The organism is Micromonospora sp. BS32 (genome assembly GCF_059089345.1).
In genome coordinates this window covers 1-455 of the sequence record NZ_JBSSHR010000109.1, presented here as the reverse complement: position 1 = coordinate 455, position 455 = coordinate 1, and the positions used below count along the sequence as shown (strand labels likewise).

The following is a 455-nucleotide window of genomic DNA, read 5'->3' as shown; positions in this document are numbered from 1 at the left end:
GGTAGAGCACCGCGATCTCGCTGGGGCGCACCCCGGCGTCGATCAGGTCCTTGATCCGGCGGGCGGCGCCCTCGGCCTCGGCCGGCTCGTCCGGATACTCGGTGTACACCGGCTCGGGGCCCGGGTCGCGCTGCGAGACCAGTTCGAGCCGGTGGGCGGCAGCATGGCCGCGGGCCTGGGCGAGCAGGCCGTTGGCCAGGCCGACGACCTGGGGGGTGGAGCGGTAGTCCCGGACGAGCTTGACCACGGTGGCGTCCGGGTGGCGGGTGCGGAAGCCGAGCAGGTAGTCCGGGGTGGCGCCGGTGAACGAGTAGATCGTCTGCGACGCGTCGCCGACCACGCACAGATTCCCCCGGCCGCCGAGCCACAGCTCCAGCAGGCGCTGCTGGAGCGGGCTGACGTCCTGATACTCGTCGACCACGAAGTGCTGGTACTGCGAGCGGACGGTGTCCGCC

1 protein-coding gene is annotated in these 455 nt (G+C 72.5%); it reads right to left on the bottom strand.

What is annotated here, in order from left to right; genetic code table 11:
- Positions 1-455: UvrD-helicase domain-containing protein (locus AC5RWQ_RS30490; RefSeq protein WP_494286046.1), on the bottom strand; the 455-nt coding region annotated here is incomplete at both ends.